The sequence below is a fragment of the Streptomyces sp. NBC_00510 genome (genome assembly GCA_036013505.1).
Taxonomy (GTDB): domain Bacteria; phylum Actinomycetota; class Actinomycetes; order Streptomycetales; family Streptomycetaceae; genus Actinacidiphila.
The window spans coordinates 9,396,485-9,419,499 of record CP107851.1 but is presented as its reverse complement, the minus strand read 5'-3'; the positions used below and the strand labels follow the sequence as shown (position 1 = coordinate 9,419,499).

21 protein-coding genes are annotated in these 23,015 nt (G+C 73.1%); 12 read left to right on the top strand and 9 right to left on the bottom strand.

Annotated features, from left to right (window positions below):
* The first annotated feature begins 166 nt into the window (after nucleotides 1–166).
* Entirely contained in the window at nucleotides 167–1,444 is a 1,278-nt protein-coding gene (locus tag OG937_42955; GenBank protein WUD77997.1) for an MFS transporter, read from the top strand.
* A 242-nt stretch (nucleotides 1,445–1,686) separates the two neighbouring features.
* Here OG937_42955 and OG937_42950 read toward each other — a convergent pair whose 3' ends face one another.
* Entirely contained in the window at nucleotides 1,687–2,013 is a 327-nt protein-coding gene (locus tag OG937_42950; protein ID WUD79063.1) for a hypothetical protein, read from the bottom strand.
* Between the two features lie 121 nt (nucleotides 2,014–2,134).
* Here OG937_42950 and OG937_42945 point away from each other — a divergent pair, with 121 nt between their 5' ends.
* The gene (locus OG937_42945) at nucleotides 2,135–2,359 is read left to right on the top strand and encodes a hypothetical protein (protein ID WUD77996.1); all 225 of its coding nucleotides are present in this window, start codon (nucleotides 2,135–2,137) and stop codon (nucleotides 2,357–2,359) included.
* A 19-nt stretch (nucleotides 2,360–2,378) separates the two neighbouring features.
* On the opposite strand, the gene OG937_42940 is transcribed toward OG937_42945, so the two are convergent.
* On the bottom strand, nucleotides 2,379–4,448 hold the full coding sequence (locus OG937_42940) for a SpoIIE family protein phosphatase (protein WUD77995.1): 2,070 nt from the start codon (nucleotides 4,446–4,448) through the stop codon (nucleotides 2,379–2,381).
* A 189-nt stretch (nucleotides 4,449–4,637) separates the two neighbouring features.
* Here OG937_42940 and OG937_42935 point away from each other — a divergent pair, with 189 nt between their 5' ends.
* Nucleotides 4,638–5,222 (top strand): type 1 glutamine amidotransferase, encoded by a 585-nt coding sequence (locus OG937_42935; GenBank protein WUD77994.1) that lies wholly within the window; start codon nucleotides 4,638–4,640, stop codon nucleotides 5,220–5,222.
* Between the two features lie 12 nt (nucleotides 5,223–5,234).
* Here OG937_42935 and OG937_42930 read toward each other — a convergent pair whose 3' ends face one another.
* Both OG937_42930 and OG937_42925 read right to left on the bottom strand, forming a co-directional pair.
* Nucleotides 5,235–5,894 (bottom strand): response regulator transcription factor, encoded by a 660-nt coding sequence (locus OG937_42930; protein ID WUD77993.1) that lies wholly within the window; start codon nucleotides 5,892–5,894, stop codon nucleotides 5,235–5,237.
* A complete protein-coding gene (locus OG937_42925) occupies nucleotides 5,891–6,847 on the bottom strand; it encodes a HAMP domain-containing sensor histidine kinase (protein WUD77992.1) in 957 nt (318 codons plus the stop codon). The genes OG937_42930 and OG937_42925 overlap by 4 nt, the downstream gene beginning before the upstream one ends.
* A gap of 266 nt (nucleotides 6,848–7,113) precedes the next feature.
* Here OG937_42925 and OG937_42920 point away from each other — a divergent pair, with 266 nt between their 5' ends.
* Both OG937_42920 and OG937_42915 read left to right on the top strand, forming a co-directional pair.
* A complete protein-coding gene (locus OG937_42920; GenBank protein WUD77991.1) occupies nucleotides 7,114–7,395 on the top strand; it encodes a DUF3040 domain-containing protein in 282 nt (93 codons plus the stop codon).
* A gap of 159 nt (nucleotides 7,396–7,554) precedes the next feature.
* The gene (locus OG937_42915) at nucleotides 7,555–9,135 is read left to right on the top strand and encodes a multicopper oxidase domain-containing protein (protein WUD77990.1); all 1,581 of its coding nucleotides are present in this window, start codon (nucleotides 7,555–7,557) and stop codon (nucleotides 9,133–9,135) included.
* Nucleotides 9,136–9,163: 28 nt separating this feature from the next.
* On the opposite strand, the gene OG937_42910 is transcribed toward OG937_42915, so the two are convergent.
* Nucleotides 9,164–10,447: a hypothetical protein gene (locus OG937_42910; GenBank protein ID WUD77989.1), complete on the bottom strand. Its 1,284-nt coding sequence runs from the start codon at nucleotides 10,445–10,447 to the stop codon at nucleotides 9,164–9,166.
* A gap of 273 nt (nucleotides 10,448–10,720) precedes the next feature.
* Between OG937_42910 and OG937_42905 the strand changes: the two genes are divergently transcribed.
* From OG937_42905 to OG937_42890, 4 genes are all read left to right on the top strand, one after another.
* Nucleotides 10,721–12,814: a SpoIIE family protein phosphatase gene (locus OG937_42905; protein WUD77988.1), complete on the top strand. Its 2,094-nt coding sequence runs from the start codon at nucleotides 10,721–10,723 to the stop codon at nucleotides 12,812–12,814.
* 125 nt (nucleotides 12,815–12,939) lie between these two features.
* Complete coding sequence (locus OG937_42900; protein WUD77987.1) at nucleotides 12,940–13,500, top strand: hemerythrin domain-containing protein; 561 nt, start codon at nucleotides 12,940–12,942, stop codon at nucleotides 13,498–13,500.
* Nucleotides 13,501–13,679: 179 nt separating this feature from the next.
* Nucleotides 13,680–14,216 carry a hypothetical protein gene (locus tag OG937_42895; protein WUD77986.1) on the top strand — a complete coding sequence of 179 codons (537 nt, stop codon included), beginning with the start codon at nucleotides 13,680–13,682 and terminating at the stop codon, nucleotides 14,214–14,216.
* A gap of 93 nt (nucleotides 14,217–14,309) precedes the next feature.
* On the top strand, nucleotides 14,310–15,656 hold the full coding sequence (locus tag OG937_42890; protein ID WUD77985.1) for an aromatic acid exporter family protein: 1,347 nt from the start codon (nucleotides 14,310–14,312) through the stop codon (nucleotides 15,654–15,656).
* A 36-nt stretch (nucleotides 15,657–15,692) separates the two neighbouring features.
* Here OG937_42890 and OG937_42885 read toward each other — a convergent pair whose 3' ends face one another.
* Together OG937_42885 and OG937_42880 are read right to left on the bottom strand one after the other, a co-directional pair.
* Nucleotides 15,693–16,520 (bottom strand): alpha/beta hydrolase, encoded by an 828-nt coding sequence (locus OG937_42885; protein ID WUD77984.1) that lies wholly within the window; start codon nucleotides 16,518–16,520, stop codon nucleotides 15,693–15,695.
* Nucleotides 16,521–16,655: 135 nt separating this feature from the next.
* Entirely contained in the window at nucleotides 16,656–17,252 is a 597-nt protein-coding gene (locus tag OG937_42880) for a TetR/AcrR family transcriptional regulator (protein ID WUD77983.1), read from the bottom strand.
* Nucleotides 17,253–17,455: 203 nt separating this feature from the next.
* Here OG937_42880 and OG937_42875 point away from each other — a divergent pair, with 203 nt between their 5' ends.
* Both OG937_42875 and OG937_42870 read left to right on the top strand, forming a co-directional pair.
* On the top strand, nucleotides 17,456–18,370 hold the full coding sequence (locus OG937_42875; GenBank protein WUD77982.1) for an NAD(P)-dependent oxidoreductase: 915 nt from the start codon (nucleotides 17,456–17,458) through the stop codon (nucleotides 18,368–18,370).
* A complete protein-coding gene (locus tag OG937_42870) occupies nucleotides 18,367–19,233 on the top strand; it encodes a hypothetical protein (GenBank protein ID WUD77981.1) in 867 nt (288 codons plus the stop codon). Before OG937_42875 ends, OG937_42870 begins: the two co-directional genes overlap by 4 nt.
* Before the next feature lie 8 nt (nucleotides 19,234–19,241).
* On the opposite strand, the gene OG937_42865 is transcribed toward OG937_42870, so the two are convergent.
* Both OG937_42865 and OG937_42860 read right to left on the bottom strand, forming a co-directional pair.
* Entirely contained in the window at nucleotides 19,242–19,643 is a 402-nt protein-coding gene (locus OG937_42865) for an SsgA family sporulation/cell division regulator (GenBank protein ID WUD77980.1), read from the bottom strand.
* A gap of 151 nt (nucleotides 19,644–19,794) precedes the next feature.
* On the bottom strand, nucleotides 19,795–21,114 hold the full coding sequence (locus tag OG937_42860; GenBank protein ID WUD79062.1) for a serine/threonine-protein phosphatase: 1,320 nt from the start codon (nucleotides 21,112–21,114) through the stop codon (nucleotides 19,795–19,797).
* A gap of 349 nt (nucleotides 21,115–21,463) precedes the next feature.
* Between OG937_42860 and OG937_42855 the strand changes: the two genes are divergently transcribed.
* The gene (locus OG937_42855) at nucleotides 21,464–23,008 is read left to right on the top strand and encodes an FAD-dependent oxidoreductase (protein ID WUD77979.1); all 1,545 of its coding nucleotides are present in this window, start codon (nucleotides 21,464–21,466) and stop codon (nucleotides 23,006–23,008) included.
* Nucleotides 23,009–23,015: the final 7 nt, after the last annotated feature.

The following is a 23,015-nucleotide window of genomic DNA, read 5'->3' as shown; positions in this document are numbered from 1 at the left end:
GCGCGGACAGCTCGCATCTGGTTTCCGCCCGGCCGGCAGGGCGAGCCCGCGACGCCGGCCCTGCTCGCCGACGGCTCGGTCGATCGTCTCCCCCGCAACTCCACCGTGTCGTCGAGCGAACGGAAGGCCTCAGTGACGGCATGAGGGGCTCCTCTAAGCTCCTCGCATGACGGCCCGTCAAAACTCCCTGGTCAATCAGGAATCCGCACCTCCATCGAAAGCGCTGTGGCGCAACCGGGACTACGTGGGGTGGTGGGTCGGTGAGACGGTGTCGGGTTTCGGTACCGCTCTGTCGGCCTTTGCGTATCCGCTTCTGATTCTCACCGTGACCGGATCCGCAGCGAGTGCGGGTATCGTCGGCTCGACCGTGAGCATCGGCGCTCTCACGACGATGCTGGTCGGCGGCTCGCTCGCCGACCGCCATTCACGGCGGATGCTTCTGCTGGCGGGCTCGCTGCTCCAGGCTGTCGCGGTCGGCTCCGTCTGCTGGGCCGTGGCCTTCGACCATGTCAATGTTGCGTATGTTGCTGCGATGGGACTGTTTCAGGGCTTTGTCGGGGGACTGACCTCCGGTGCGTCTCGTCCGGCCCTTCGGCGAATCGTGCCGCCAGAGCAGCTTCCGACGGCCTTCTCGCAGATGCAGGGTCGCGACATGGCGGTCAGACTGGCTGCGCCTCCTACTGGGGGCTTCCTGTTCTCCCTTGCTCGTTGGGTGCCGTTCCTCGGGGACGCCGTCTCCTTCCTTGTGAGTGCCCTGGGCGTGCTGTTGATCCGTCAGCCGCTGGGGCCGGACGTCAGGGAAGCGCGGAGGGAGTCCGTCGTGGCAAGCATCCGCATGGGACTCGCATACATACTCCGTGATGCCTATTTGCGGTTCCTGACCATCTACACCGCCACGTTCAACGCAGCGGTGGCCGGCATGTTCCTCCTGGTGATCGTGCTGGTACGTGGTCACGGTGGCGGCCCGATGCTTGTGGGCTGGGTGAATTCGATCGGTGCTGTCGGAGGTCTCGCCGGAGCCGTGTTCGCAGGCCGTGTCACCAGGCGCTTTCACGGCCGTGCCATCGTGATCCTGCTCTCGTGGGTCAGTGTCGTGGTCTTCGCGGCGATCGGGGTCGTCCCCCTGCCGTGGCTGATAGGTGTGCTGGTGGCCGTACTGCTGTTCCTGGTGTCGCCGATCAACGTCATCTTCGCCACGTACGAGACCCGGATGATCCCGGACGAACTCATGGGCCGGGTCAGCAGCGCGATCGACTTCGGCGCCTCCTCACTGCGATGGCTCGGCCCCCTCTCCGCGGGAATCCTGTCATCCGCGTTCGGCCCGACCACCGCAATGCTGCTCCTGACGGCAGTGGTCGCCCTTGTGGCCGTGGGTACTCAAGTCGCCCGCGGACTGCGCGTGCTGGACGTGCCTATCGGTGACGTACGACCCGGCAGCATCTGACGGCCGGCCCGCCGTCCACTCGAGCGCCTGCGCCGAGGAACGAGGTCAGCGACATGCGGTCATCGCCCAGTTCGGAGGGTGCGCTGCGCTGATCCTCCATCAGCCCACAACTCGGTGATCGCACCCGCGACGAGTTCCACATGCCACCGGCTCGGTGGACGAGCGACAAGCTCCATGCCCACGATGTACATCTGCCTCGGACCGACCATGGACTCGTGCAAGCTTGTTCGGCGCACCGCCGGTCACAGACCCGGCACGTCACTCCTCGACGCCCGGAGCCAGCGCCCGTCCTGGAATTCCACCGGCACGTCGTCCATGGACGGGTCGATCCCGCGGCCCTCCAACTCCTCGAACCACCGGTCGCGCTGGCACTCGGGCAGGCGCTGACCGCACCACGGGCAGAATTCGATCGTGATGACGGCGCTGCCGCCGTCGTGGATGATCAGGCCGTACTCCTGGAACTTCGCGGTGAAGCCGACGAGCGCGTCGGGACAGTCGAAGGCGTCGGCGTGCTGGTCGCAGTGCCAGTTCACGTGGGTGGTCATGGCTTCACAACAGTGCTCGGTCACGGGCACAGCATCTCTCCTACGACCGGTCTCCCGGAAACGGGGGTCACCACCGTCATGGCTAGGGTGGGCGGCTCCACGGCGACCGACCGATCGTCCGCGGTACCGGAGGAGGGGACCTGCGATGAATGCTGGGCTGAGGGCGGCCTACGACCTCGGGTTGGGTGTGGCCCTGCTGCTGGTGGCGCTCAACGTGGGCGATGCGGCGGGGCGGCTTCACCGCTGTGTGGCGCGTCATCCGAGGGCCGGCGCCGTCCTCGCTCCCCCGGTGCTGAGGGCCGTGGGTGCGGTCCTGGGCCTGATCGGGACGACGATCGGCGCGGTCCGTCTGGTTCATGCCGCGGCATAGGTGCTGACCGCGACGTCGGTCACGCATCCTTCGGGCGCGCGATGAGGAGGGCCACGTCGTCGCGGTCGGCGGGGTGGCGCAGGGCGGCGAGGAGGCGGTCGCAGGTTTGCTCGACCGGTTCGTCGGGGGCGTCCAGGAGGCGGAGGAGGTCGTCGAGGCGCTCGTCGATGGCGCGGTCGCGGGTCTCGACCAGGCCGTCGGTGTAGAGGACGAGGCGGTCCCCCGGGACGAGGTCGACGGTGGTGCTCTCGAAGGGCACGCCGCCGACCCCCAGGGGGGTGCCGGTGGGCAGTTCGAGCAGTTCCGGGCGCTTGCCCGCGCGGACGACGACCGGGGGCAGGTGGCCGGCGTTGGAGAGGTGGCAGACTCCGCGACCGGGGTCGTGGACCGCGTAGACGCAGGTCGCGATGTAGGGGTCCAGCCCGTGGGTGATCCGGTCGAGGTGGCCGAGGACTTGGGCGGGGTCGAGGTCGAGGCCCGCGAGGGTGGAGGTGGCGGTGCGCAGGCGTCCCATGGTGGTGGCCGCGGGGACGCCGCTGCCCATGACGTCGCCGATGACGAGGGCGACCCTGCCGTCGTCGAAGGGGATCACGTCGTACCAGTCGCCGCCGACCTCGTTGCTGGCCTGCGCCGCGCAGTAGCGGGCGGCGAGTTCAAGGCGGGGGTGGGCCGACGGAAGTCGCGGGAGGAGGCTGCGCTGCAGGGTCTCGGCGGTGCTGCGCAGCTGCTGGTGGAGGCGGGCGTTGTCGATGGACACGGCGGCGCGGGAGGCCAGTTCGCAGGCGAGGGTCTGGTCGTCCTCGTCGAAGGGTTGCGGGGTGCGGGCGCGGGCCAGGCCCAGGACGCCGAGGATCCGGCCGCGGGCGATGAGCGGTACCGCCATGGCCGTGTGGACGCCCGCCCGGGCCAGCAGCGTGGCGGCGTCGGGGTCGCGGGCGATGCGCACCAGGCTCCGCTCGTCGGCGTGGGTGATCAGGCCGGGGCGGCCGGTGTCCAGGCATCGGGCGGCCAGGTGGTCGGGGCCGTAGGAGACGAGGCGGCCGGGCCGGCCGAAGGCCTCGGCCGCCTCACTGGCCTCGGTGCACTTGGAGGAGAGCGCGCGGAAGCGGGGGCGGTCGTGGCCGGGCTCGCCGCCGTCGTCGCGCAGCGCGGAGTCGAGGACGTCGACGGCGGCGAAGTCGGCGAGTTCGGGGACGACGACGTCGGCGAGTTCCCGGGCGGTGTCCTCCACGTCCAGGGACGTGCCGATGCGGGCGGAGCTGTCGGCGATCACGGCGAGGCGCGCCCGGGCGCGGTCGGCCTCCTGGGCGGAACGGTGCCGGTCGGTGACGTCCACCACGGAGGTGGCGATGCCCAGGACGTGCCCGTTCCCGTCCTCCAGCCGGAAGTAGGACACCGACCAGGCGCGGTCGGTGGCGGGGTCCGCTGGCGTGCGGCCGACGACGTACCGGTCGACGATCGGGGTGCCCGTCCGCAGGACCTGCCGGATCGCGTCCTCCGCCATGCGGAACCTGGCCCCGGGGAGCACCTCGCGGAAGGGGCGCCCGATGTGGTCGCCCTCGGCGAGGCCGTGCATCTCGGCGAGGGCGGGGTTGACGGAGAGGTAGCGCAGGTCGGTGTCGAGCACGGCGAGCCCGATCGGGGACTGGGAGACCAGCTGGAGGGAGAGGGCCAAGCCGCGTTCCAGGCGCTGCAGTACGGGCCGGTCGGTGGCGATCCCCAGGGCGTAGACGCGGCCGCGGCTGTCCGTGAGGCGGACGTTGCGGAACTCCGCCAGCCGGGTGCTGCCGTCCTTGTGGCGCACGGGGAACGCTCCCGACCAGCTGCGGCCGGTCTCCAGCACCTCCGCGAACAGCCTCATGGCGTCGCCGCGGTGCTCGGGGCGGACGAGCAGCGGCGCGGCGTACCGGCCGACGGCCTCGCCCGCGGTGTAGCCGAACAGTTGTTCCGCCTGCGGGCTCCACATGTCGATGCGCCCGTCCGACTCGAGCAGCACCGCGGCGACTCCCAGGAGGTCCATGAGTCCGCTGGGGCCGAGTGCCCTGGCCTCGAGCTGATCGGCCCCGAGCGGTGGCCGCGCTTCGCTCATCGCAGGCTCCCTCTTCGCCCGCCCCCTGGCCGATCCCTTCCGCTTTCCGTCCGTCCGCCTACCCCGACTCCGGCGAGTGAGTCCTGCTCGTGGATGCCTCCGGCGGCCCCCGGTGACCGGGTTTCCCGGGCCCGCTCCCGGGCAGGCGCCCTTATCGCACGAGAAGCACACAGAAGAGGGAAAAAACCCATGGCTGCAGATTTCGCGGGCGGCCGCCGCGTCCTGGCGGTCGTCTCCAACTACGGGGTCGAGCAGGACGAGCTGGTCGTCCCCGTCGAGCACCTCCGTGACAAGGGCGCCGAGGTCACCGTCGCCGCGACGCGCCGCGACGCCGTACGCACCCTGGTCGGGGACAAGGATCCCGGCAAGGTCGTGGAGCCGGACGTCACCCTCGACGAGGTGGATCCCGCCGGTTTCGACCTGCTGCTCATCCCCGGCGGCACGATCAACGCCGACAACCTACGCCTCCAGGGGAAGGCGATGGACGTCGTGCGGGCGTTCGCCTCGTCGGGGCGTCCGATCGCGGCGATCTGCCACGGTCCGTGGGCGCTCGTGGAGGCGGGCGTCGCGAAGGGGAAGACGCTGACCTCGTACGCCTCGGTGCGGACCGACCTGCTCAACGCGGGTGCCGTGTCCTGGGTCGACGAACCCGTGGTGAGCGACGCCTCCGCGGGGTACCCGTTGGTCACCTCGCGCACGCCGGAAGACCTGGACGCCTTCCTGGGCGAGGTCGACAAGCTCCTCGTCGGGTCCGCCGGGTCCGTCGGCTCCTGAGCGCCGTCGTGGTCAGGGCTCGATGAGCCCGGCCCGGATCGCGTAGCGCGTGAGTTCCAGTCGGTCGCGCAGGCCGAGCTTCTGCAGGAGGTTGGCGCGGTGACGCTCGACCGTCTTGACGCTGATGAACAGCAGGCCGGCGATCTCCTGGGACGTGTGGCCCTCGGCGACGAGCTTGAGGATCTCCTCCTCGCGTTCGGTGATGGCCCGGGCGGGCAGGGGCTCGCCCTGGCGGGCACGTTCGAGGTAGGTGCGGATCAGGGTGGTGACGGCGCCGGGGTAGATGAAGGGCTCGTCGCGCACGGCGGCCCTGCAGGCCTCGACCAGGTCGCGGTCGGCGACGGACTTCAGGACGTACCCGCTGGCCCCGGCTTTGAGGGCCTCGAAGAAGTACTGCTCGTTGTCGTACATGGTCAGGATGAGGATGCGCAGGTCGGGGCGGAGCCTGCTCAGTTCCCGCGCGGCCTGCAGGCCGGTCATCCGGGGCATCGCGATGTCCAGGACGGCCAGGTCGACCTGCTCCCCGCGGGCCTTGGCGACGGCCTCGGCGCCGTCACCGGCCTCGGCGACGACGGTCAGGTCGGGTTCGCCGTCGAGGATCAGCCGGACGCCCCGCCGCACCAGCGCGTGGTCGTCGGCGAGGAGGATCCGGGTGGGCGGCGGGGCGGTCATCGCGGGCCGTCCGACGCCGGAGCGGGTACGCCGAGGCGGACGTCGGTGCCGCCGCCGGGGGCGGCACCGACCGCCAGGCGGGCGCCGATGAGCAGGGCGCGTTCGCGCATGCCGCGCATCCCGGCGCCCTCGGGGACCTCGCCGATGCCTTTGCCGTTGTCCCTGATCAGGAGTTCGGCCCCGCCGCCGGGAACGGCGCCCAGGTGGATCTCCACCCGGTCCGCGCAGGAGTGGCGGGCCGCGTTGGTGACCGCCTCCTGGGCGACCCGGTAGAGCACCAGCTCGGTCTCGTGGTCGAACGCGGGGAGCGCGGGGCCGAAGCGGTCCACGACCGTGAGTCCGGGGGCGGTGAACTCGCCGGCCAGGGCGCGCAGGGCACTGTGCAGGCCGAGTTCCTCCAGGACGCCGGGGCGCAGGCGGCGCGCGATGCGGCGGATCTCGTCGAGTCCGGCGCGGGTGGTCTCCTGCACCTGCCGCAGGTCGTCCTTGAGGGGATCGGGGGCCAGGTCGGCGCTGCGTCCCAGTTGCAGGACGACGGCGGTGAGGGTCTGGCCGACCTCGTCGTGGAGCTCCTGGGCGATGCGCTGCCGTTCGTCCTCCTGGGCGGACAGCACGCGGGCACTGGTGGTGGCGCGCTCGGACTCCAGGCGGTCGAGCATGGTGTTGAAGGTCGTGATCAATGCGGCCATCTCCCCCGATCCGGTGACGGCGGGGCGGCCCCCAGGGCGGAGCAGGTCGGCGGAGTTCATCGCCCGACTCAGCCGCTGCAGCGGTGCGAGCCCGACCCGGAGCAGCAGGGCGTTGGCGACGAGCATCGCGACCAGTCCCACGCCCAGCACCAGCGCTTCGCCCAGCAGCACGGGGGTGGAGACCGTGACGGGGCCGAGCAGGAGAACCGTGGCGACGACCAGCACCGCGCCGTTCAGCAGGAAGATCCGCCAGTACAGCGACATGGTCCCGCCTTCCTCGGGGGCTTTCCTCCACTGTCCCCGCCGCCATCGCCGTGACGTCCTGCGCGTGCCCTGCCGCGCTGCTCCCGCCGTGGGTGGTGGGTACCCGGGTCCCGCTTCCAGCCTGCGCCGGGCCGGGGGGCCGCCGCCATCGGGGCCGGCACCCATTTCCGCGCCCCGGGATTGGGTGCCGGCCCCGATGGTTCCGTGCGTGTGCGCGGGCGACGGTGGAGGGGACAGGGCCCACCCGGCTCCGGGAGGAGGACACCATGCCGTACCGACACAAGGCCATCGAGGACATCGAGGCCGAGACCCGGCGCACCGACCCCCGCTTCGCCGAGGGGTTGCGCACCGGGCGCCCGTGCGCGCCGCGCGAGTACCGGCGGCGGCTGGGCTGGTTCCTGCTGGCGGTGGCGCTCGCCTGGATCCTCGTCGGCATCGTGCTCCCGCAGGGGCTGCTGATGGCGGCCGGACTGGTCCTGGCCGGAATCGCCGCGGGTGTCCTGGACCCCCGCCACGACACCGTGGGAGGGGGCCGCAGGCGGGCGTGACCCAGGCGCGTGGCGGACCGGATCGGGGGCCGGACGGGTGGCGGGCCGCTCCGAAGGTTGTTCGCGGGGCCCGCGTGTGGCGCCGTCGCGTGCGGCTCCGGCGGGCTATTGTGACGCCGACCAATAAATTGCGCAAATCGTCACATTTTGGAGCCCTACGTGATCGAAGGCATCGGCAGGCGCCGCTTTCTCGCCGCGGGGGCGGCCGTCGTCGGGGCGGGCGCGACGAGCAGGGCCTGGGCGGGCACACCGCTCGCCGATGTACCACCGGGCGGGATCCTGCGGAGCAAGGTTCGGCTCCCGCGCCCGTACCAGGTACCCCTGCCGGTCCCGCCGGTCCTCGAGCCCATGTTGCGGACCGCGACGACCGACTACTACCAGATGACCCAGCGCGTGGCGAAACTGGAGATCCTCCCGGGACTGCGCACCAGCTGCTGGACGTATGACGGCCTCTTCCCCGGCCCCACGCTCGTCTCCCGCTCGGGGCGCCGCGCGATCGTCACGCACCGCAACGAGCTGCCCCAGCCGACCGTGGTCCACCTGCACGGCGGCCACACGCCCTCCGACAGCGACGGTTACCCGATCGACCTGACGATGCCCGTCGGCAGCAGCATGTCGTACGCCGACGCGATGGAGGGCATGCCGGAGATGCACGGTTCCTCCGGCCAGCTCAGCCACGGCCAGCGCAGCTACACGTATCCGATGCTGCAGCGCGCGGCGACGCTCTGGTACCACGACCACCGCATGGGCTACACCGGCCCGTCGGTGTACCGCGGACTGGCCGGGTTCCACCTCCTGACCGACGACGAGGAGGACCAGCTCGACCTGCCGCGCGGCTCCCGCGACATCCCGCTGCTGCTCGCGGACCGGGCGTTCGCCGAGAACGGGGCGCTGATGTACCCCGCGGCCGACTCCGGCATGCACAAGCCCGGCGTCGTGCACGCGCACCACTTCGGCATGATGGGCGACGTCATCCTGGTCAACGGCGCCCCGTGGCCCGTGCACCGGGTCAAGCGGCAGCGCTACCGGCTGCGGTTCCTCAACGGCTGCAACGTCCGGGACTTCCGCCTGGAGCTGGACCCCCCGCCGCCGGGCGGCAAGGGCCTGCTGCAGATCGGCAGCGACGGCGGACTGCTGGGCAGCCCGCTGGCGCACGACAGCCTGCGCATGGCCCCCGCCGAACGTTTCGACGTCATCGTGGACTTCGCCCGCTACCGGCCCGGCACCAAGGTGCGCCTGGTCAACCGGTACGGCAGCGGCAGCACCGCGCAGGTCATGCGCTTCGACGTCTCGCCGTCGTCCCGGAAGCCGCACGACGACACCCACATCCCCAAGCGGCTGTCGCGCTACCCGGCCACCGTCCTCGACCCCCGCAAGGCCGTGGCGCACCGGACCTTCGCCTTCCGGCACTCGCGGGACGGCTGGACGATCAACGGCCTGCCGTACAAGCCCGGGCGCGCGCTGGCCCAGGTGAAGCTCGGCACGATCGAGATCTGGAAGTTCACCTCGGTGTTCTTCCATTCGGTGCACGTGCACCTGGACGCCTTCCGCGTGCTGTCCCGCAACGGCAAGAAGCCGGGCGCGTTCGACGCGGGCTGGAAGGACACGGTGGCGACGGGCCCGGGCGAGACCGTCGAGGTGGCGGTCCGCTTCACCGACTACGCCGGCAAGTTCATGATCCACTGCCACAACCTCGAGCACGAGGACATGGCGATGATGGCCGACTTCACCACGCATTGAGGCACGGCGACCCCGGCCCGGCCGCGTCCTAGGACGCGGCCGGGCCGGACGGCTGTCCGGGGGCGGTGCCGCCGGGCGGGGGGCTCTCCCCTCCCGGCGGACCGGGGGTGCCGGGGGCCGGGCTCTGCGGAACGGGGCCCGTGCCGGGCGGCGGGGACTGCGGGGCGGTCCTGCCCTGTTCCCCCGTCGGTGTGGAGGGGCCCGTCGAACCGCCGCCCTCGTCCGGGGCGGCCGGTGAGCCGCCCTGCGGCGACCCGGACGGGCTGCCGGACGGGCTGCCGGTCGGCGCGTTCTGCGGGGGTGTGGTCCGCTCGTCGCCGGAGGCCTTGCCGTCGCCGCTGTCGCGGGTGAACCACTCGCCGGTGCCCGGGTCGCGGACCACGAACTTCTTCACCGGCTCGGGCGCCGGGGCCACCACCACCGTCCTCGACGGCTGGTAACCCGGCCACGCCCGGCCGACGGTCCTGGCGCCGTCCCTCTGCTCGACCGGACCGGTCAGCGGATTGCCGCAGGCGCAGCGCACCCGGGGCATCCCCCGGTCGTCCACCAGGACCGCGGTCCCGGCCTGCAGCACCGACTGGAAGGCGGTGGGCCTGCGGTCGCGGTAGCCGTGGTTGGTGACCCTCGTGTCCGCGCGGAGCTGGAGCGGGGTCAGGCCCCGCAGGTACGCCGGGACACCCGCGGGCGTGAGGCCCAGCACCGAGGCGAACGCCCTGTTCTTCGACGGATCCGACGACAGGGTGCTGATCTGCTTCTCCACGTCGCAGCTGGCGGCGTCGCGCGTGCCGCCGTACAGACCGGGCATGCCGCCGCTGTAGACCTGCCGTACGGTGCCCCCCGTCGTCGAGGGGGTCGGCAGTGCCGGTGTCGCCGAGGGCGCGGCGGTCTCCTCGGCCGTCGACCCCGTGAACGGGTTCGGTCCCGCGCTGCCCGCCGTCTGCAGGAACAGCTCGCCCTGCTTCCCGCCCGAGACGCCGCCGGGCCGGGTGAACACCACGGCCAGTGCCACCGCCGCCACCACCGCCGCGGTGATCGCGGCCACCTTGGGCACCGAGCGCCACCAGGGCCGTTCGTGTCCTCCGCCGTCCCCGCCGCCGTCTCCCCCGCCCCCGCCCCCTCCGCCGCCGTCGTCCGGTGGTCCACCCGGTGGCGGGGGCGGTCCGCCCACGACGACCGTCGGCGTCCGGCGCCGCCGTCCGGGCGAGTCCCGGTCCTGGCCGGGTGCCCTCGCCTCGTCGGTCCCGTCCGGTCCGGACAGCGGGCCCGAGGGCGGGCCCTCGGGGCGGGCGAGCGAGGGCGGTAGAACGCTCACAGGGCTTTCCTCCACTCGTCCCGGGCCGGCACCCCGGCCGGACGGCGTCGCCGGTCGCTTCAGAAGCCCCACCTGTTGACCATTGTGTGCGTCCCCCTCACAGTCCCCGCAAGCCGACGCCCGCCGGGGACGGCGCGTCCGGGCGGCCCCGGGAGGGGCGCTTGCGAGGGGTGCGCCGCCGCGTCTTCGGGGGGACCATGGAATCGCGTCGGCACGGGCGAGAGGGGACGGCGGACCGACCGGCCGGAACGGCAGGCGGAAGAGGCGCCCACCATGAGCGACACGGATCGGTACACGACCGGCCCGGAGCGGCTGGACGGGGTCTCGACGAGCCCGAGCGGGCTGATGGACCTCCTGGGTGTGGCCGCGGTGCTCCTGGAGGGCGACGGCCGGGTGGACATGTGGAGCCCGCAGGCCGAGGCGCTGTTCGGCTACACCGCGGAGGAGGCCGTCGGCCAGTACGCCGCCCACCTGCTGGTCCACGACGCGCAACGCAAGCTCGTCATCGGGCTGTTCTCCGAGATCATGAAGACCGGCGAGAGCTGGGCGGGGTCCTTCCCGGTGCGCCGCAAGGACGGCAGCCGGCGGCTGGTGGAGTTCCGCAACATGCGGCTGATGGACAGCCTCGGCGACTACTACATCCTCGGGCTCGCCACCGACCAGTCCACCATGCGCGAGGTGGAGCAGGAGGTCGCCCTGTCCACGCGGCTGATCTCGCAGTCGCCGATCGGCATCGCCGTGCTGGACACCGGCTTGCGGTACCTCAGCCTCAACCCCGCGCTGGCGCGGTTCCACGGCACCTCGGTCCAGGACCACCTGGGAAGGCCGTTCCGCAGCGTCCTCCCGGGCCACGACTACCGGGCGGTGGAGGCGGAGATGCGGCAGGTGCTGGCGTCGGGGGTGCCGATGGTCGACCGCTACACCGTCGGCCGGACCCCGTCCGACCCGCGCAGCGAGCACGCCTGGGCGGTGTCCCTCTACCGGCTGGAGGACCACCGCGGGCACGTGCTGGGCCTCGCCGAGGTCGTCGTCGACATCACCGAGCGGCACCGCGCGGCCGCGGAGGCCGACCGGGCCCGGCGGCGGCTGGCGATGATCGCCGACGGCTCCGCTCGCATCGGCACCGCCCTGGAGGTCGAGCCGACGGTACGGGAACTCGTCGAGGTCGTCGTGCCCGACCTGGCGGACCTGGCGGCGGTCGACATCCTCGACAGCGTCCTGGACCAGCGCGCCCCCGCCGGCCGGCAGGACCCGCCGGTGTTCCGCTCCCTGGCGATCAGGGCCGCCTACGCCACGGAGGCGGCCCGCGCCGTCCCGGCCCCGGGCGAGGTCGTCACGTACCACGCGGAGCATCTCTCCGCCCAGTGCGTGCGCACGCTCCGCCCGCACATGATCGCCCACGCCGGTCAGCACGACCTCGAGCGCATCACCCCCGACCCCGAATCGGCGCGGCTCCTCGCCGACGCCGGTGTGCACTCGTGCATGGCGATCCCGCTCATCGCCCGCGGCGAGGTCCTGGGCGTGCTGGGCATGAGCCGGGCCCGTACGCACGCTTCCTTCGACGAGGACGACCTGACCCTCGCCTGCGAGCTGGCCGCGCGTGCGGCCGTGTGCATCGACAACGCCCGCTGGTACCAGCAGGTGCGCAACACCGCCGAGACCCTGCAGCGCAGCCTCCTCCCGGAGCCGCAGCCGTACCATCCCGGTCTGGAGGTCGCCGCCCGCTACCGGCCCGCGCAGGCCAGGAGCAAGGTGGGCGGGGACTGGTACGACGTCATCCCGCTCGACGACGAGCGGACCGCGCTGGTCGTCGGCGACGTCATGGGCAGCGGCATCGACGCCGCCACGACCATGGGGCGGCTGCGCACCGCCACCTCGACACTGGCCGAGCTCGACCTGGACCCGGCCACGGTGCTGGGCCACCTCGACAAGATCACGCGCGGCCTCGACCCGTACATCGCGACGTGCGTGTACGCCCTGTACGACGCGCGCACGGCCGAGTGCCACCTGGCGACCGCCGGGCACCTGCCCCCGGTCCTGGTGCACGGCGACGGCTCCCCCGAACTGCTCGACCTGCCGACGGGGACGCCCCTGGGCGTCGGCGGCGTGCCGTTCGAGAGCACGAGCATCACGCTCGCGCCCGGGGACCGTCTCGTGCTGTACACCGACGGGCTCGTGGAGACCCGCGACGACCCGATCGACGAGCGCCTCGAACTGCTCCTGACCCTGCTCCGCACACCGGACGCCTCGGTGGAGGAGACCTGCGACCGGCTCCTGCGGGAGCTGAGGGGCGCCGACGACCACGACGACGTCGCCCTCCTGATCGCCCGCGCGGACCCGCACCGCCGGCCGCGGGGGCGCCTGTGATCAGGTGCCGCCGGGCGGGTGGTGACCGCGTCCCCGGGTGGGCTCGGCACCGGCAGGGTGGAATGCATGGGGTTCGGCCCCGGCGCACGCCCGGGCCGTACTGCCGCACGGAAAGGCGTGAGGGAATGGGACACGGCGGAAACGTGATCGCTGAGCTGCTGGCCGACCACCGCGAGGTCGAGGAGATCTTCGACCGCATGCAGTCGATGTCGACCGGCGACCCGGCGCTGCGGGAGCTGGTGGACGAGGTGACCATCGAGCTGGTGCGGCACTCGGTGGCGGAGGAGCAGTACCTCTACCCTGCCGTCCGCGAGCACGTCGAGGGCGGGGACCGCATCGCGGACAAGGAGATCGCGGACCACGCCAGGATCGAGGAACTGCTGAAGGAGCTGGAGCAGCTGCCACCGAACGACGGCCGGTTCCACCCCCTGCTGATGCGGCTGATGGACGAGGTCACCGCGCACGTCCAGGACGAGGAGGGCACGCTCTTCCCCGGGCTCAGCAGCGCCTGTTCCCCCGAGGCGCTCGACGACCTGGGCGACAAGGTGCGCCGCGCCAAGTCCCTCGCCCCCACCCGGCCCCACCCGGCGGCACCGCACACCCCTCCCGCCAACAAGCTCCTCGCCCCGGGCGCGGGCCTCGTCGACCGGGCCCGCGACTTCGTGAGCGGCCGCGGCCGGTCCTGACCTCCGGCCGCAGGGGCGGCGGCGCAGGGTCCCCGTTCCTCCGGGAACCCTGCGCCGGGTCCTCGCCCGGAGCCGGCGTGATGCGGCTCATGTCGCGAAAGCACGACTTTGCGTACGCTGGCCGCGCCGCGCGCCGGACGGGCGCGGCACCCACGCGCACGGAGGACGGTTCGTTCGGCATGCACAGTGAGTTCTCGTCGGTCATCGCCGCGGCCACCCGGTGGCTGCTGGCCGCCTATCCGGCGACCGGCGGAGCCCTCAGCCGTGCGCTGGCCGAGGCGCAGGCCCGCCAGGCCGCCATGGTCGCCGCCGCCCTGCGCTACCCGACGGCGGTGGACGCCGCCCTGCTCGGACTGCTGCCGCCCGGCGGCGCCGACGGGCTGGACCGGGTCGCCGGCGCCGGGGTCGTCGACGAGGACGCCGCAGACGTCGAGGCCGGCTGGCGCACCTGGGTGGACGAGGTCGTCGTGAGCTGGGCGGCCTGCCTGCTCGCCGACCCGGAGCTGGCCGCCTCCGCGGTGACGGCCCTCGCGGCCACCGAACACGGTGCCTCCCTCGCCGGTGACGCCCTCCGGCTCACCACCCCCGGCGCCCACGACCGCGCGGCGGCCGCCCTCCTGCGCCACCCGGACCTGGTGGCCCCGATAGCGGGCCTGCACCGCGCGGAACTGACGGCACTGCTGGAGGCGGCGCCGCTCGACAGCTTCCCGGCGTAGCCACCGGTTCCTGCGGCGGCCCCGACCCGATGCCCGGGGACCGGGAGCGACATCCGCAGGTATACGCGGTTTTTGTTCGGGAAAAGGCAGAAGATGCCTATATGTGATGCCGTGACCTGGTTGGCCCGCCGCAGCCGGGACCCGGTGGTCACCCTGACGGCGCGGGCCACCGTCGCCGCGACCATCTCCTACGTGATCGCCGTGCACGTCAGTAGCGAGTCTGCCCCGCTGACGGCGCCGCTCACCGCCCTGCTCGTCGTGCAGGTGACGCTCTACTCCACGCTCACCACCGGCATCCGCCGGGTGAACTCCGTGGTGGTCGGTGTGCTGATCGCCGTCGGGTTCAGCGCGCTGGTCGGCCTGACGTGGTGGAGCCTGGGGCTGATCATCCTCGCGGCGCTGGCCATCGGGCAGTTCGTGCGGGTCGAGGAGTTCGTCAACGAGGTGGCCATCAGCGCGATGCTGGTGCTCGGGGTGAGCCAGTTGACGGAGCAGGCATGGGACCGCGTGCTGGAGACCCTCATCGGGGCAGGGGTGGGCCTGCTGCTCAACGTGCTGTTCGCGCCGCCCGTGTGGGTGGGGACCGCCGGGGCGTCGATCGAGGACCTCGCCCGCCGTATGCGTCATCTCCTGCTGTGCTGCGCCGAGGAACTGGACTCCCCCGCCGCGGTGGAGCGTGCCGCGGCACGGCTGCACGAGGCGCGGCGGCTGGACCAGGACGTCGCCGAGGTGGACGCCGCGCTGCGCCGGGCCGAGGACAGCCTGCGGCTCAATCCCCGGGTCAGGGAAGCGCTGTTGTCGCGGGTGGTGCTGCGGACCGGTCTCGACACCCTGGAGATCTGCGTGGTGGTCCTGCGCGTCCTGGCGCGGTCGCTGACCGATCTCGCCAAGCGGCGCGGCGCGGACGAGCCGCTGTTCGACCGCGATGTGGCGGTCGCCCTGGAGGAGCTCTTCGCCCACCTCGGCGGGGCGCTCGTCAGCTTCGCCGTCCTGGTGACCACGCAGGTCAGCAGCAACGCGGAGGAGGCCGAGGCCCGGCTGGCCGCGGAGCTCGCGGCGGCCCGCGCGAGCCGGGAGAAGGCCGCCGACATGCTGCTCGACCGCGTGCGGCAGCATCCGGGGGCCTGGCAACTGCACGGGTCCCTGCTCGCCGAGGTGGACCGCATCCTGGACGAGCTGGCCCTGGAGCACCGTTCCCACCGGCTGATGGAGGAGCTCGACGAGGCCGCCCGGGCGCAGCAGGACCGCTTCGCCGTGCTGGCCGGGCTCCGGCTGGTGGCCCGCGGTGAACGCGTCCGGCGCCGCCGTCACGGGCGGGGTGCGCCCGGCGGGGAGACGCGGACCGGACCGCCGCCGGTGCCCTCGGCCCGGGCGGACCGGCCGGGCCGGGCGCCGGGGGACCGGAGTCGTGCGGCGCGCGACCGGTCGCGCTCGGGGTGACGCGGGTCAGGGCGCGGGCGCGGCGCCGCGGACGGCTCAGCCGCGCGCGAAGTCCAGCAGGTCGGCGTTGAACCGCTCGGCGAACTTGGGCACCATCGCCAGCCCGTGCGGGGCTCCCTCGTACACCTTGTAAACCGCTCCCTTGACCAGCTTCGAGCTCTTGGCACCGGCAGCCACGATGGGCACGATCTGGTCGTCGTCGCCGTGCACGATCAGCGTGGGGACGTCGATCTTCTTGAGGTCCTCGGTGGTGTCCGTCTCGGAGAACGCCTTGACGCAGTCGTAGGCGCCCTTGATGCCCACCGTCATGCTCCACAGCCAGAACTCGTCGCGGGTGCCCTGGCTGACGGTCGAGCCTTCGCGGTTCGCGCCGTAGAACGCGGCGCTGAGGTCCCTGTAGAACTGGGACCTGTCCGTGGCCACGCCCTCGCGGATCTCGTCGAAGACCTCGATCGGAAGGCCCTCGGGATTGGCCTGCGTCTTCAGCATCAGCGGGGGGATCGCGCCCACCAGCACCGCCTTGGCGACCCTGCCCGTCCCGTGCCGGCCCATGTAGCGGGTGACCTCGCCGCCACCGGTCGAGTGCCCGACCAGGATGACGTCGCGCAGGTCGAGTTCCTCGATCACGGCCGCCAGGTCGTCGGCGTAGGTGTCGAGGTCGTTGCCCTCCCAGGGCTGACCGGAACGCCCACCGCCACGACGGTCGTGGGCGACGCCCCGGAAACCGTGGTCCACCATCCACTTCAACTGCGGGTCCCAGGCGTCCGCGGTCAGCGGCCATCCGTGGGAGAACACGACGGGTTGCCCGGTCCCCCAGTCCTTGAAGAAGATCTGGGTCCCGTCCTTCGCTGTTGCATACGGCATGATCCTGAGTCCTTCTCGCTCCAGGGGAACGCAGGGTTCCGGGGTTGCCCATACCCAAGCCCGACCCCGACCGGGATGAGTACGCCGTTGGTCAAACCGTAGTGCCGGGGCGGAGTCCCGGCGCGTCGAGACGGCTCAGCGCTCCGGTGCCACGGAGGCGTCCAGCAGCGGGCCGAGTTCACGGGCCACGGTGGTCAGGGCGCGTACGTCGCGCTCCGCCCTGGCGATGACGACGGCGCCCTCGACGGCGCTGATCATCAGCGTCGCCAGCGACGCCGCCCGCCCGGCCGGCACACCCATCTCCTCCAGTGCCCCGGCGACGGGCCCGGTCCAGGTCGCGAAGGCGGCGGCCGCCGCGGTACGGGTGGCCTCGGAGGTCCCGGCGCAGTCGACCGTGGCGGCCGCGACGGGGCAGCCGGCGTCGTAGCCGGAGGTCAGGAACTCGTCCGTCCACTGGCCGACCATGGCGGTGAACAGCCCGCCGGGAGTCGGCTCGGGCAGGGCGGCGAGGAAGCGGGCCACGCGGTTGCCGGCGTAGCGGCCGGCCCAGCCGACGGCCTCGTTGACCATCTGTTCCTTGCCGCCAGGGAAGTAGTACTGCAGCGACCCGCGGGGCGCCTGCGCGTGGGCGGCGACCTCGCGCATGCCCGTCGCCGTGACGCCGCCGCGGCGGATCAGCTGTGCGGCGCTGAAGACCATGCGCTCGCGGGGACCCCGCTCGGAACCGGTCATCGCCGACCTCCCACCGTCTGCCCTTCTGCCCGCCCGCGCAAGGGGTGGCGGCCCTGCCCCGGTGCGCGCCGGCCCGGCGACGCAGTTCGCGCACGCGGGCCGGCGTCCGGCGCCGGGGTCTATTATGACCGCTGTCATAGCGTGTATGACAGCCGTCATAACGCGCGGGTCGAGCGGTCGGACGGCCGGGACGGCGGTGGGCAGTGGACGTGGGATTCATCGGCCTGGGGATCATGGGGCAGCCCATGGCGCTCCGTCTGGCCGGTTCGGGGACGCCGCTGGTGGTCTGGAACCGCACCGCCGCCCGGTGCGCCCCGCTGCGCGCGGCCGGGGCCGAGGTCGCGGACGGGCCCGGCGAGGTCTTCGACCGGGCCCGCGTGGTGGTTCTGATGCTCGCCGACGGCGCCGCCGTCGACGCCGTCCTCGGTCGCGGCACCCCGGACTTCGCCGCGCGTGTGGCCGGGCACGTCGTCGTCCACATGGGCACCACCTCGCCCGCGTACTCGCGCGGGCTGGAGGCCGCCGTCCGCGCGGCGGGCGGCCGCTATGTCGAGGCTCCCGTCTCCGGCTCCCGCAAGCCCGCCGAGGCGGGGCAGCTCGTGGCGATGCTCGCCGGGGATCCCGCGGCGGTGGAGGAAGTGCGGCCGCTGCTCGCGCCGATGTCCCGGGAGTCCTTCGCCTGCGGTCCGGTGCCCGGCGCGCTGCTGATGAAGCTTTCGGTCAACCTCTTCCTGATCACGATGGTCACCGGGCTCACCGAGGCGTTCCACTTCGCGGAGCGGCAGGGCCTGGACACCGGGCAGTTCCTCTCCGTCCTGGACGCCGGGCCCATGGCCAGCGCCGTGTCGCGGATGAAGGCGCCCAAGCTGAGGGAGCGCGACTTCTCCGCGCAGGCCGCCGCGGCGGACGTGCTGCACAACAACCGCCTCATCGCCGAGGCGGCCCGCGCGTCCGGCCTGGCCTCGCCGCTGCTGGACGTCTGCCACGCCCTCTTCGACGAGACCGTGGAACAGGGCGACGGACGCGCGGACATGGTGGCCGTCCTGCGGGCGATCGAAGCCCGCACGGACGTCGCCGGCGACCTGGTCGCCGAGGTACGGGGCGGAGGCGTCCGGTGAGCCGGATCGTGACGCCCTCGGAGGCCGCCGTCACCGCCCGGCGCATGTGGCGGCTCGCCGAACCGGTGCACGCCGTCACCTACTTCACGCCCGAGGCACGCGCCGCGTACGAGGACGCGGGGCTGCGAGGTTACTGGCGCGGTTACTTCGCCGGTCGCGCGGCCCCCCTCGGCCCGGTGGGCCCGGAGCCCGTCGTGGCCGCCTTCTTCGGCTTCGCGCCCGCCATGGTGGCCCGCGCGCTGCCCGGCGTGTGGGCACTCGCCCCGCCCGAGCGCGCCTTGGAGGCGCGGCGGCGCGGTGCGGGCGCCGCGCTGCGGCGGCTGCTGGCGGGGCAGGAGACGGCGGTGGCGGAGGCGGTGGACCTGCTGGCTCCGGTCGTCGCCGGCCTCGACGTCGCGGGGCGGGTGCTCGCCGCCGCGAATACGGCGCTCCCCTTCCCCGGCGACCCGGTCGACGCGCTCTGGCACCAGGCCACGCTGCTGCGCGAGCACCGCGGGGACGGTCATGTCGCGGCGCTCGTCGCGGCCGGGCTGGACGGGTGCGAGGCGCTGGTGCTGCGCACGGGCATCGACCTGCCGCGTACGGAACTGCAGCCGCACCGCGGGTGGACCGACGAGCAGTGGGCCGGCGCAGCGGCCCGTCTCACCGCCCTCGGCCTGCTCGGCGCGGACGGCGCCGCGACCGCCGCGGGGCGGGAGGCCCACCGCGCGCTGGAGGAGGCCACCGACCGCGCCGCCGGGCGGCCCTGGGAAGCCTCGGCACCCGAGGCCGTCGAGCGCCTGGTCACCGTGCTGTCCGCTGCGGCGCGGGCCTGCGCGGGGGCGCTGCCGTACCCGAACCCGATGGGCGTGCCCGCTCCCTGAGGAACGCCTCAGGCCGAGAGGAGCCCTGCGATGCAGGCGTCCCAGTCGATGTGGCCGCCCTCGGTGCCGAGCGGGACGAGTTCCGCGGTCGCGGCCAGGAACCGGGCGAGTTCACCTGTGGCGACCTGCAGGACGGCCGTGCCGCCGGGGGCCGCGAGGGTGATCAGGGTGTGGGCGTGGTCGCCGGGTTCGACGTGCACGTCGCCGTCCCCGGCGGAGGCCGCGAGCCCGGCCAACAGCAGCTCGCGGGAGAGCACCCACTCCGCCTCGTCGGCACCGTCGCCGTGGCCGAAGCGCATCCGCACGATGTAGGGGTCGTCGGAACGGTACCGGCAGTCCGCCGACAGATCGAGGAACCGCCGGGTCCCGATGATCAGCCGCAGGGACAGGTGTTCCGTGAGTGCTCGCATGGACGCCCCCTCGTGGGCCCGGTTCGGCCGCGTTCGCCGTTCAGCAGCATGTCGTTGCCGTGCGTTTGCCCCGTGACGCATGGTCCGGGCCGGGGCGACGGGAAAGATTTCGTGAAGGCTCGCCCTGGACGACCGACTCCGGGGTGCCCGGTCAGGAGCGCCGGTCCTGCGCCATGACGTCGGCGGGTCCGGGGAGTTCACCGCCGATCGCGGGGACCGGGTCCGGGGCTCCGTCCGTCGGGCGCAACGGCAGCGGTACCCCGGCGACGGCCGCCGCCCGTTCGGTGCTGTCCGGGGAGCAGCCCAGCCATGCGCAGAACAGCACGGTCGCGTCGTCCTGGAATTCGCCGACCTGGTGGTCCGAGACCCGGCGCATGAGACGGCACAGGGTCTCGGGGAGGGGCAACCGGTCGGCGTGGTGGCGGATGAGGAAGTCCAGGAATCCGGAGAGCCCGAACTCCCCGCCGGTGGTGGTACGGGCCTCCGGGATGCCGTCGGTGTAGAACACGAGGCGGTCGCCCGGCTCCAGTTGCTCACGGCACACCTGCGGTGCCACGCCCAGTCCCAGGCCCATGGGGTCGCCGGGCGAGCAGGCGAGTTCGGCGACCCAGCGCCCGCCCCGGATGAGGATCGGCGGGTGGTGGCCGCGGTTGACCCATTCGAAAAGACCGGTGCCCGTGTCGAGCCGGGCGACGACGCCGGTGGCGTAGCGCGTCCCCTCGAACTGCTCGACCAGCACCTTCTCGATCTCCTCGGTGACCTCGACCAGTTCCGCGTGGCGGCGGCGGGCGTTGCGGCTCGCGCCCATGGCGAGGCTCGCGGTCAGGCCGGCCGCCGTGTCGTGCCCCATCGCGTCGAAGATCGACAGATGGACCAGCGGGCCGTCGAGCGCGTAGTCGAAGGCGTCGCCTCCGACCCGGTAGGCGGGTTCCAGCGCCGCGGAGATGACGACCCGGCCGTCCGAGTACGAACGGGGTGGCAGCAGGCGCCACTGCATCTCGGCGGCCACGTTCATGGTCTCGGTGCGCACCGTGCGGGCGTACGCGTCGCTGTAGTCGCGCTTGGCGGTGACGATGAGCGCCACCGCGTCGGCCAGCGACTGCACGTCCTCGCGGGTGCGGTCGTCGTCCCCCTCGGTGGTGACGCGGAGCAGGCCCAGCCGCTCGGAACCGCCCAGCAGGGGTGCCCACCAGCGGCACTTGCCGGGGCACGCGGAGACAGCGGGGAGCAGCCGGCCGTACTGGAAGGCGCGGCCGGGCACCGTGCCCTCGATCCGCAACTCTGAGCTGTGGTTGCGGTGGCCGCACTCGCCCGCCCCCTCCTCGGCGAGGTTGCGCAGCACATGGCGCTGGAGGTCGGAGAGGTAGATCGTGACGTGGGCGAGGCCGGCGGGTTCCGCGTGCTCGGCCACCTTCGCCGGCAACTGTTCCAGGGCCATCAAGTGGCTTTCGGCCAGCAGGCCCGCCAGCATCCGGCGACTGCGCCGATCCCTGTCCTGAACCGTCACCCTTGCTCCTCGCCGCCCGTCGGCGGGTCCGGGGTTCCGGCGACCTCGCCCGGGCCGGGTGGCCCCCGCCTCGAACCTTTCCCATCGTACGCATACCACCTATAGGTGACGTAACGGACACCTTCCGTCACGCATGGGCCGTGACCGGGGCGCCGGGCGCGGCGATGACGTACGGCGGTACGCATGGCCGGGCGCGCGGCGGACCGCCGTTACGTAGCTTGACGGACGCCTTTCGGCGGCTTTCGCCCTAGTTTTTGCTGTGTCCGCGGCCGGGGGCCGGGCGACCGCGGACGGGTCGACTCGGAGGTCTGGGATGACGGCATACGACTACATCGTCGTCGGTGGCGGGACCGCGGGGTGCGTGCTCGCCGCGCGGCTCTCGGAGGACGGGCGGGCCCGGGTGCTGCTCCTCGAGGCGGGGCCGGCCCGGGCGGCGAAGCGCTCGGCCGCGCCGCCGCGGTGGATGCGGTTGATCGGCAGCGGGATGGACTGGGGCGACCGGACCGTGGCGCAGCGCGGGGCCGGCAGCGCCGTGCTGCCCTATCCGCGCGGGAAGGCGCTGGGCGGATCGAGCAGCATCAACGCCATGGTCCACCTGCGGGGGCACCGGGCCGGCTACGACGCGTGGGAGAAGGCCGGCGCGACCGGCTGGAACTTCGGCACCCTGCTGCCCTACCTGCGCCGCAGCGAGCGGGCGGCGGGGCGCGACCCGGAGTTCCGCGGCACCGAGGGCCCCATGCGGGTCGCGCCGCCGCACCGGGTCCACCCGCTGTCCCCCGCGTGCCTCAGCGCCGTTCAGGCGGCGGGTCACCCCATCAGCACCGACCTCAACGGCCGCCACCAGCAGGGCGGCGGGTGGCTGGACCTGAACATCGTCGACGGGGCCCGGCAGAGCGCCGCCGACGCCTACCTGCGGCCGGTGCTGCACCGGCCGGGCCTGACCGTGGTCACCGGGGCGCAGGTCCACCGGCTCCTGCTGCACCACGGGCGGTGCACGGGCGTGGAGTACAGCCGTGACGGGGTGCTCGAACGGGCCGAGGCCAACCTGGAGGTCGTCCTCACCGCCGGCGCGGTCGGCTCGCCGCACCTGCTCATGCTCTCGGGCGTCGGGCCGCCCGACGAGCTGCGGTCCCACGGCATCGGCGTGGAGGCGGACCTCCGCGAGGTCGGGAGCAATCTGCACGACCACCCCGTCACGGTCGTCAACTTCTCCGCGGCCCGGACGGTGCCCACGCCGACGGGCCCCGCGTTCGACGCCGCCGCGGCCCTGTGCAGCACCCATGCCGACACCGCCCCCGACATCCAGGTGCTGTTCCTGTGCGCGCCGTACGTGCCGCCGCCGCTGGAGGGCGCGGAGAACGGCTACAGCTTCGTGGTGGGCCTGATGACGCCCCGCAGCCGGGGCTCGGTCCGGCTGGCCGGGGCCGACCCGCGCTCCGCGCCGCTGGTCGACCCGAACTTCCTGTCCGCGCGTTCCGACGTGGAGAGCCTGATCAGGGGGGTGCGCATGGCCCAGGAGATCGGCAGCGAGCAGGTGCTGAAGGTATGGCGGAAGGAGGAGGTCCTGCCGGGGCCCGCCGCGTTCAGCCACGGACTCCTGGAGGACTACGTACGGCGCAGCGTCGGCAGTTTCTACCACCCGGGGGGCACCTGCCGCATGGGGTCCGACGACCATGCCGTCGTCGACCCCGAGCTGCGGGTGAACGGGGTGTCCGGGCTGCGGGTCGCCGACGCGTCGGTGATGCCGTCCGCGGTGTCCGCGCACCCCAACGCGACCGTGCTGGCCGTCGCGGAACGGGCGGCCGACCTCATCAGGGGCGAGGGGGGCGACGGCCTGACCGGGCGGGCCGCCGCGTGACCGGTGC